Here is a 10414-nt window from a genome sequence, read left to right as displayed (position 1 = left end):
CTCGGTTTTCGCCCGCTCGGTGACCTGCTGGCGCTCGGCTTCCGTCTTCAGCGGCACCAGACGGAAGAACAGGTCCTCCGCGATGCCTGCAAAGGACGTGCCCGGCACGTTCACTTTGGCGTTGCGCGTAAAGAGCTCCAGGCTTACGCCTTCCTTGTTCAGCAGCGAGGCCGCTGCAAGCGGCAGCTGCAATTGCTGCTCGGCTACTTCGTCCGCCGCATCGGGCACAACCACCCGGGCGGCGTTCGAGCCTTCGGTTTTCAGCTGCCCGATCAGCTTCTCGGCGTCCGCCGAGGTGATCGCGATGCTGTCGGTTTTGCGATTGCCGCTGTCGGTCGTACGTTTGATTTCCACTTTTGCCACGACGCTGCCGTCATTCGTCCCGCCGTTCTCCACGTCCACCGTGATCGTCTCCACTTTCGGCGTCGGAGACGGGGTCGGCGTGGACGGGTTCGTCGTCGGCGCCGGGGTTATCGGTGTCGGCGTCGGGTCTACCGGTGTCGGCGTCGGTGTCGGATTCACCGGTGTCGGCGTCGGATCTACCGGCGTCGGCGTCGGAGCGGATGCCGTTGTTACTGCATACTTGACGGGATTCATCCGATTGCCGAAGGTATCCCGTCCTATGATATGAACATCGTAGCTTGTCCCCGGCTGCAAACCGGCTAACGTCAGCGTTTCTTCCACCAGCCCAAGCGTCGGAATGCTTCCGCTTTTTACAGCCGGTTCATTGTCCGCATCAAGGCCGTTTTCGATCTGCTCAGCGGTCGGCTGCCCGGATCCATGCGTTACCACCACATAAAATACGGTGACGGGTTTGTCCGACTGCACCAGCACGCTTGCTCCGTCCGGCGTTGTTTCGCCGCCCGCTTTCGGGTAGCCCGGCGTCATGGCCGGCTTCACGGCATAAGCCTGCACCGCATTGAGTTGATCAGTAACCAAAGTGCCGTTGGCGGGAACGCCGTTTTTGCTTTCGATGCTTCCCTCCGCTTGCTCCAGCAGGATGGGGACAACAGGGCCAATGTCGCCTTCTTTCACGGTATACGTGAATTGCAGCCCTCCTGTCATCGGGTTGACGCCGCTGTATTTGGCGAATGCAACTTGATCGCCGATGCTCAAAGAAATTGCCGGGTGTCCCTCTAAGGTAACCTCTTTGTCAAACTTGGCTTCATAGGTCAGCTTGGTGCCGATTCCATACGTGCCTGCATCAGGCCCGACCAGCCAGTTCATCGCGGGAGCGGCCAGGTCGATCGCTTCCGTTGTCGTCAGGATAACCATTTTGGGTTCAGCCTGCCGATTGTATACGCCATCCGTCAAAACCGTATAGACGTCATATTTCTGGTCCGCCTTCAGACCGGTCACGTAAACGGAATGCTCCGTCTCTTGTTCCACGGCCGTCATTCCGCTGACCGGTCCCGCGAGTCCATTTGCATCTTGTCCATAAATAATTTGATCTACCGAAGGTTTTGCCGCGCCGTGCGGCAGCGCCACAAAATGCAAGTTTCCTTTTTCGCTGCTCTTGATCTTCATTCTTGCCATCGTTTGCGTTGCTCCGGTGTCCTCAAGCGGGTACCCGGCCGCCATTTCGGGACGGATGCCGTCCGCTTCAAGCACTCCGTTCAGCGGTACGGTAACGGCGGTTTCAACCGCTACGCCCGCGCTGTTCTTAATCGTCCCGTTGTCCAGCACAAGCTTGTCGGGTGCAATGACACCGGAATCGCCTTCTTTTACGGTATAAGTCAGGAAGATTTTTTTGGTGACCGGGTCCCAGCTCACAAATTCTGTGGTGCCTTGCCCTTCCCCGATTTTGAGCTGAAGGACCGGCGTGCCGGTGACTTCAATAGGGCTGTCAAAAGCAACCTGGAACAGCATGCTGCCTCCGATGCCGTATTTCCTGGATTCCGGGCCGCTGATTTCGCTGACTTTCGGAGCCGGCGCCGCGGAGGTTTGAATGGTCGTCATCGCGGGAACGGCCGTACGGTTACCGAAGCCGTCGATCAAAACCACATAAACCGAGTAATTCCCGTTGGTTTCAAGTCCGGTTATCAAAAATTCAGCCGAATTTTCGATGTTCAGCTCCGACTGGCCTTTCAGCGCCGCCGGGGCTCCGTCGCCGTTCAGCCCATTGACGATTTGCTCGGCTGTCGGCGCTGCCGCGCCATCCTTTACCGCTACATAATAGGCGGTGCCCGGCTCGTCGGACGATACCAGGACGCGCGCTTGATCGCTGTTCAAATTCCCATCCGTCCGCGGATAGCCCGCTGCAAAAGCGGGAGCCTGACCGTCCGCCTGGATGCCGCTGATGGCAATGTTGGTCAGCTGCGAACCGGCGTTCACGCCGGCTTTGCTTCTCACCGTCCCGAGCTCCTGGTTCAAGCTTACGGGCTGAACCAGTCCGAGGTCTCCTTCCGCTACCGTGTACCGGAACAGGAGCCGCTCAAAGGGCGGAGGTTCAATTCCCGCGTATTGAGCCCAAGCCGTTTTATCTCCGATCTGAAGCTCCAGTCTCGGCGCATCGGCAGCCGTTACTTCTCGGTCAAAGCCGACTGCAAAAACAATGTCCTGCCCTTTGCCGAAGATGCCGCTGTTTTCGGAGGCTACCACATTGACTGAGGGCGGGGTAAGATCCGGCTGCCCCTTCGTCAAAAACCCTGTATAAATCGTGTGCGGGGTGGCATTGCCCGCCTTATCGGTCCCCATAAAAAAAACATCATAATAAGAATCCGGGTTCAATCCGGTCAGAGGAACCGATTTTTCCTCGTTGGACAGGACATCGACGGAACCGTCGTAGTTTTGGAGGAACTCCTCAGGGCTCGGGCTCAGCTGCCCCATGGGAACCAGTTTATAATAAACCTTCCCGTCCTCGTTCATTTTAACCTTGACCGTCGCGCTGTTATGGGTTACATCATTATCCGTTTTCGGATAGTCAACGTCCCATTGGGGAGCGGTCGTGTCCAGGATGATGCCGTCCAGCGAAACGCCGTTCAGCGTCAAATCCGCTTCGCGTCCTTGGCTGTCCCCAATGTTCGCCTGGTTCAAAACCAATTGCATCGCATATACTTGACCGTTCTGATAATCCGAAACGGTGTATTCAAATTGCAAGGCCCCCGATTCGGGATCGGTGCCGACATAACGCGCATCCTGCGGGATGGAATCCGGCCCTCCGGCATAAAACTGGAGGAATACCTCTCCCTGCACCGTGACCGGCGCACTCATGTGCAGATTAAAGATCAGCTTCTCTCCCGCTTTGTAATGGCCCGGCTCGGGCCCGGTCAGACTTACGACGGAAGGAGCCGGCGCAGGCTGGTATGAGCTTTTGCTGATCGTGTAAATTTTGTTTCCAAGATTTGTGGAGGATTGATAGGGCACGCTGATATACAATTTGTTGTCATTGCTGTAGTTGGCGGCCATTCCACTAATCTCACTAAAGTCGGGCGTATAAGGATTTTCTTGGCCGTCCACGTTGTTCTTGCCCAAAATGGTATAAATCGAGCCGGTGTACCGGTCTACCATCTTGATCTTCCGGTCATCCGGGCTGTAAAAATAGATGTGGTCCTGCTTGTCCACCGTAAGAAGCGTCGGGCTGCCGATGCCGGTCGCATAAGCTGCGTAACCGTCCCTGTCCTCGGGAGCGCCGCCGTTTCCGGCAAAGTTGCTGATGATCCCGTTAGGCGCCACTTTTGCAATCCGGTTTGCACCGCTTTCCGCGATGTAAATGTTTCCTTGGCTGTCCGCCGCAAGGGCGGTGGGAGCAGCCAGCTGTACATCCGTCGCATACCCCCACAATACGGTGGAGGTGCCGCCGCCCGCAAACACTTGGCCGGCGGAGTTGATATCGGTTACCCGGTATCTCCGAACCTGATTCTTGTCCGGGTAAGACACATAGAGATTGTTGTTATAAACGAGGATGCCGCCGATCCGGTCCGGCGTGGTGACAACCGACGTTTGCGACGACAAGTTATAATTATAACGATAGACAAAATAATTGAGTTCATCGCTGAAGAAACCGGATCTCCCGGCCGTGTAGAGTACGCCGTCCTGATAAGCAATGAAATCGTTAAAATATTCTCCTTGCGGATCTTTCAGAATCGACTGCGCCTTGCTGGAGTTATACTTCATAATGGCGCTTTGTGAAGAAAGGGCATAAAGATTTTCGTCGGAATCGACGTCCAATCCACCCGGGTTGCCGAGCGAAACATATTCGGATACTGCATAGTAGTTATCCGCGGCCTCCGCCTTGCGTGTCCCGGCGACTCCCGCCAGTTGGCCTGCTATCAAAGCAAGCGTCAAAAACAATGCGACCAACCGTTTGCCTGCCGGCTTCTTTCTGTGATGCATGTTGTGCCTCCTCAATGATGTTGGTGGTCTTGAAACCTTTGCCATTATACATGACGCCTCTGAACAAACTCTGAACAATTTTTACATAAGAATTGTTATAACATATCAGGAACTGGTTTAAGTGAGAACATATAGGTATTCCTGTCTTCTGTCCGGCATAATTGCCAATCGAAATCTTTTACAGGTGGAAAGTGAAAAGGACCCCCTCCCTTCTTATGGAAGAGATAGAGTCCTTTCATTGAAATCAGCGGTTTCGCGGATCAATTCCGGAAGTCAAACTGTACCGGAACGCCCGCAGAGACGGTGAAGCTCCGGTTGGCTCCACTCTCCCAGACGACATTGCCGCCGCTGTCTTTTTTGATGGCTTTGAACGCAATGGTTTTCCCCGCCGGCAGCGGAATGGTGATCGTCCATTCCGGATAATTCGGGCAGACCGCCGGGCCGGCTGCCAAGGCGGGATTCCAGCCGCCGAGTTCCGTAACGTCCCCGACGATGTAAATGTTTTGCCCGGGAACGGTTGCTGCGTTTTGAACCCGGAAAGTAACAGGAACCAGCTGCCCTTGACCGCCCGGATCGCGGTCCGTGACAACTCCGTCTTTGATCCAGGCGTTGGCGGTTACCAAATACCCGGGCTGGTTTGAAGCGGGGGTCTGTTTTCCGCCGCTGTTAAAGATCACGCGCGCCTGGTCCCAGCCCGTCAAGGTATAGGAGTACCAGCCGTTTCCTTCCTCCCTCATCGGCGTGCCGGGCCAGGGCGCTCCTTCTTTTACAGGAGCGATCCGGTCGTCGTAATAGTAAATGCTCGGCGTGCCCCAACCGGAAGGCTTATAATAATGAACCTTCAGGGCAGCGGCGCCCGGATCTTTTTTTACAAAGGTGAACGTCTTCGCCGCCGTGCCCGCCGTCCCGGTTGCCGTCAGTTTTAAAACATATGTGGTGTTAAAAGGCGCGCCCGCACCGATTTGAATTGTTTGGCCCGACTGGAAGGCGGCCGGGACCCCGTCGTTCAGGGTATAGCTGGCCTGATGCGCGTTGGCAAACGTCATTTTGACGGCCAGCGAATCGGTATAGAACGCTCCCTCCGGCACATCGATCGAGACCGAGGGGCCGGGAACGGAAGCTTCGTATAGAACCGCGATTTTTCCTCCGCCGATGTCTCCGGTAATCGTGCCGTTTTGTACCGTAAACGTGCCGCCGCCCGCCGCTTTGTTGACGTAAGTGCCGTTTGCCAGCCCCGTGGGCGATTGAATACGGGCGTGCCCGCCCAGATTGACAATGGTCATTCCCTTCGCGCCGCGTTCGATCAGCATGATTTCGTTGCCTTGCGTCCGCAAATACTCTCCTTGTCCGGCCATGGCGTTATGAAAATCGTTGACGGCCGCAATATCAGGGTCCTTCCAAAGCGTATTGCCCGGATCGCCCAGTCTGGCCGCGAACTTGCCGCCGCCCGCCGGCCGGTTGAAAAACAGAGAGGTCGTTTCTGCTCTCGATGCGACGAGAGCCCAGCCCATTTTAATGTGCCAGTCGCTCAGATGGGTGGATTCGTTGCTGTCGTTGGCATACGTATCATGGGATTCCACCCAGGTCACCAGCTTGGAAGGGCTTACATTATTGGCGTTATAAAACTTGGCGTTATTCGTATTTTTGCTTTCGACGGCGCTCCGGACGCTGTGGCCGTAACTGGAGGCGGTCAAATTCATGTAATTGGCATACCCTGCGAAATTGTCCGCGCCGCCCTGAAGCACCTCGCCGTAAAGAAACAGGTTCTGCCGGTTTTGCAGCGACCCCAAAACCCGTGTCCAAAAATTAGACCCGCCGTCTTCTCCCGGCAGCTCAATGTGTTTGGCGGCGTCAAACCGGAACCCGTCCGCTCCAAGACGGACCGCGTCGTTCAGAAACGCAATGATTTTGTCCTGAAGCTCCTGGTTTGATGTGTTCAGGTCGGGCAGTCCGATGCCCCATTGGGTCACCTGCCACCGGTTGTTCCAATTTTCGACGCCTCTGGCTTCATGCCAGAAATGAGGATTGCTGCGGATCGAGGGGTCGACATTGGCTGCAGGCGTATATTGCAGGCTGCCTCCGCCCGCATTGGCGGTATGATTGGCAATGACGTCCACAATGATGTTGATGCCGTATTTCTCGGCTTCCTCACACAAACGCCTGAATTGCTCCCGGCTCCCCAACTGCGAATTGCCGATGGAAAAGCCGACCGGCTGATATAGCACCCACCATTTGCTGCCTTCGGTCAGCGCTTCCTTGGCGGGTTGGACGGGAGACGTTTGAATGGATTTGTAACCGGCCTCGGCGATTGCCGGAAGCTGGCTCGTGATGCTGTCAAACGACCAGTTCCAGGCGTGGAAAATCACCCCGTCCTGGGTTCTAGCGGGCAGCCCGTAATTCGCCGCCGCGGCCGCATCGGCGCTCGGCGCCTCGCCCGTACGGTTTCCTTCCGCATATACGGAATAGGAAGAACCGAACACCTGAAGCAGCAGCGCAAGGCTCAATAGGACATTCCACAAATAGCTTGTTTTCTTTTTCATACAAACACGCTCCTTTTCTTCGCTCTAGCCTGGCGCAATGAAATGGCATTTTACAACGGGAATGAAAATGGCCTCTGTGTTCCGGTTTGTTTCTGCGTCACCTCCTTAACAGAGAGAACCTAGCGTTTGTGCAAGCGTTTGCGTAAATTCCAATTTTAGTATGTTACGAATGGGGAAAGAAGTAAATACCTCCATTCCGACTTATTCTTATATATAATAAGCACACTTTATAAATTCTCGACTTTCGTCGCTCTTTCTTGCAGTTTTTTGTGATTCCAACGAATGCGCAAATGGATTTTTTTGCATTACAAATATGCGCAATTGCACTCTTTATACGTGTCCGTCTGACTGTGGTCCTCAAGTCTCACTCCCCCAGCGCCGGATGCTCAGAAGCCGCCAACCAATAAAAAAGGAACCGCCCGCCCGCGCCGGGCTGCGTTCCTTTTCGTGTTCCTCTCTATCTGTTTGATAAGCGTATGTATTCGTAACCGGTACCGTTAGTTTTCCAAACGTCTATATTCTCGCAAGCTGTTCGGGATATGGCCAGCCGCAAAAACCGCGCTTAGGATCAGCATGGGGACAGCGTGGAGAACTACCGAGGAAAAAGCAAAATAAACAACCGGAAAAACGGCCATCGGCACCGGAATCGACCGCAAGGGCGCGAACAGCAGCTTGTACTCCCGGTCCCCCCGAAAGTACCGGGCCCAGCCCAAACCGTACAGAAAAAGCGAGGCCGCCATCCCGGCCAAGGCCAGCATATCGTACCATTCCCGCAGCTGAACAGCATAAAACAAAGGAATCAGCGTAACCCCCGCCCTTCCAAGCCCCTCCGCGAGCGATAACGTCGGGTGAGGCGCGGCCTTTTCGGCCGGCATATGGCGCGGTTCGGACTTGAAAAAAAACAGATTGGGCAGCAAGATCACAAGCGGTACTAAAAGACTCCATGGATGAAACAAAGCCGTTCCCCTCCTCGCCGGCATGCAGCGGTTTCCACCGTATCCATTCGACACGGAAAGCCAAATTCCTCGCAAAGCTGCCGCTGCGGCAAATAAATCGTTCACATCGGACAATCGAAAGCGACGGTAAACCGGCCTCCTGCTACATTTTCCATGCTAGTCTCATCGTAAAAAGTCTATCCGCGGCAAACGGATAGACTTTTTTAAATTGCTCATATCTCTTAAAGCACTGTCTCCCGTTTTTTCACCGGAATCCAGATTTCACTCCGGTATTGCGGCGAGGTCGTATCCTTGCTTTCGTTCCACAAAATTTCCGGTCCATTAACCTGCTCGTAGACGGAGGACGGGAACCATTCGGAGTAAATCCGCCCCCATACATTTTGCAGCGTTTCCGGGAAAGGGCCCACCGCTTCAAAAACCGCCCAGGTCGACGCCGGGACCTCCAGCTTGGCGAAACGATCCGGGCATTCCTTTGTCGTCGCTACACCGATATAATGATCCAGTTCCCCTTTTTCCTCCATGCGGCCTTCCGGGAAATTCGCCGATGCGCTTACAAATCCGGACGGTTCGATATTCGAGAGTCCTTTGAGCTCGGTTATCGTCTCCATGTCCAGGCTTTGCCACATGGATGCTATGGCCGGGTTCACGCCGTGAAAAACGATCGGCACCCGTTTGTGCAGGCCGACGATCCGGAACGCTTCTTTTTCCGTCACACGATACTTCATTTCGGTTCCTCCTTGGATGGTCAACTGAAAGGTCATGCGCGGGAATACTTTGAGCGGCCGGCCCATCTGCCGGGCTTCCGAAGGCATGACGCCGTGAAAAAGCTGAAACGCCTTGGCAAAGGAATCGGGCGACTGATAGCCGTATTTCACCGCAACGTCGATGATCCGCAGATCCGTTTGCTGCAGGTCGAATGCCGCCATCGTCAGCCGCCTCCGCCGGATGTACTCGGACAGCGGAAGCCCGGCGAGAAAGGAAAACATCCGCTTGAAATGATACTCCGAGCACAGCGCGCGTCTCGCCAATTCCTTGAAATCAATTTCATCCGCCAGCTTTTCCTCCACGTACGCCATCGCCTTGTTCATGTCTTCAAGCAAGTTCAAAGCCATTCCCTCCTTTCACAGTCAACATTACCAAAAGCCGCGTCTGCCGGTCCGACAGTTGGTGCACCGGATTGTCGGGTCCTCGGCAAGCCTTTCCATGGAGCCCTGCGCTCCCTTCTCTCCCATCATAGCATGAAAGCCGCCGTAAAACGGCCTCCGCTTTCCTTGTCAGCCGCTTGTGAAAATTATAACGAATCCGTCAAATTCTTGCCGTCTTTGTCCTCTACTCGCGTCTTATAATAGACTTGTTGGAAAATTTTGAGACGGAGGTCGATCGACATGGCAAGGTTTACCCTGCCGCGGGATATTTATTACGGACCGAATGCGATGGAAGAGTTACGGCAATTGAAAGGATTCAAAAAAGCCATCATCGTAACCGGCGGAAGCTCCATGCAAAAGTTCGGATTTCTTCGGAAGCTGGAAACCATCCTGAACGAAACGGGACTGGAGGTTCGCTTGTTCGAAGGCGTCGAGCCCGATCCCTCCATTGAAACCGTTATGGCCGGAGCCAGGGCCATGCAGGAGTTTCAGCCGGATGTCATCGTATCCATCGGAGGCGGCTCCCCGATCGACGCGGCCAAAGCCATGTGGGTGTTCTATGAGTATCCCGAATTGAGTTTTGAAGAGATCAAGGAACCGTTCAGCATGCCGAAGCTGCGCAAAAAAGCGATCTTCGTGGCCATCCCCTCCACGAGCGGAACCGCCACTGAAGTGACCGCCTTCTCCGTCATCACCGACTACTTCAACAAGGTTAAGTATCCGCTCGCCGACTTTGAAATCACGCCCGATATTGCCATTTTGGACAGCTCCCTGCCCGAGACGATGCCCCAGACTCTGGTGGCGCACACGGGCATGGACGCTCTTACGCATGCTCTTGAAGCCTACGTCGCCACGGCGCGCTCCAGCTTTTCCGATCCGCTGGCCAAGGAAGCGATCTGTATGATTTTCCGCCATCTGACCGATTCCTACAACGGCAGCACCGAAGCGCGCGCCGAGATGCATGTGGCGCAATGTTTGGCCGGTATGGCGTTCAGCAATGCCTTGCTCGGCATCGCTCACAGCCTGGCGCACAAGATCGGCGCGCAGTACGAAATCCCGCACGGCTGCTGCAACGCCATTCTGCTTCCGTATGTGATCCGGTTTAACGCTCAGGTCAGCGAGGCGCGTTATGCGGATATTGCAAGGAGCCTGGGCCTTTCCGGCCAAGACGATGCCGAATGCGTCGCCGCGCTGATTGAGGCGATTGACAAATTGAACCGGGAGCTTAAGATTTCCGTCAATTTCCGGAATTACGGCGTTACCGAAGAAACCTTTGAAGCCAGCCTGGACTTTATCGCCGAGCAGGCGGAAAAGGACCCGTGTACCGGAAGCAATCCCCGCCCGGCATCCGCTGCGGACCTGAAGGAAATTCTTCGCTCCGCCTATTACGGAGCCGTTGTGGAAATCTGAATGGCAAACAAAGCCCTTTCCATGTGAG

At 55.0% G+C, this 10414-nt stretch carries 5 protein-coding genes; 1 reads left to right on the top strand and 4 read right to left on the bottom strand.

All coding sequences use genetic code 11. From position 1 onward, the window contains the following. The 4 genes from AC6I6H_RS10870 to AC6I6H_RS10855 form a co-directional block, all read right to left on the bottom strand. Positions 1 to 4335, bottom strand: a 4335-nt coding sequence (locus tag AC6I6H_RS10870; protein WP_497953788.1) for a hypothetical protein, incomplete at its 3' end; no start/stop codon positions are given. Positions 4336 to 4595: 260 nt separating this feature from the next. After that, entirely contained in the window at positions 4596 to 6875 is a 2280-nt protein-coding gene (locus AC6I6H_RS10865) for a carbohydrate-binding module family 20 domain-containing protein (protein ID WP_497953787.1), read from the bottom strand. A gap of 497 nt (positions 6876 to 7372) precedes the next feature. Further along, entirely contained in the window at positions 7373 to 7831 is a 459-nt protein-coding gene (locus tag AC6I6H_RS10860; protein ID WP_497953786.1) for a hypothetical protein, read from the bottom strand. 221 nt (positions 7832 to 8052) lie between these two features. Beyond that, on the bottom strand, positions 8053 to 8937 hold the full coding sequence (locus AC6I6H_RS10855) for an AraC family transcriptional regulator (RefSeq protein ID WP_497953785.1): 885 nt from the start codon (positions 8935 to 8937) through the stop codon (positions 8053 to 8055). 279 nt (positions 8938 to 9216) lie between these two features. Between AC6I6H_RS10855 and AC6I6H_RS10850 the strand changes: the two genes are divergently transcribed. Then, on the top strand, positions 9217 to 10386 hold the full coding sequence (locus AC6I6H_RS10850; RefSeq protein WP_497953784.1) for an iron-containing alcohol dehydrogenase: 1170 nt from the start codon (positions 9217 to 9219) through the stop codon (positions 10384 to 10386). Positions 10387 to 10414: the final 28 nt, after the last annotated feature.

It is taken from the genome of Gorillibacterium sp. sgz306347 (assembly GCF_059735245.1).
This window is presented reverse-complemented; position numbering and strand designations above follow the sequence as displayed.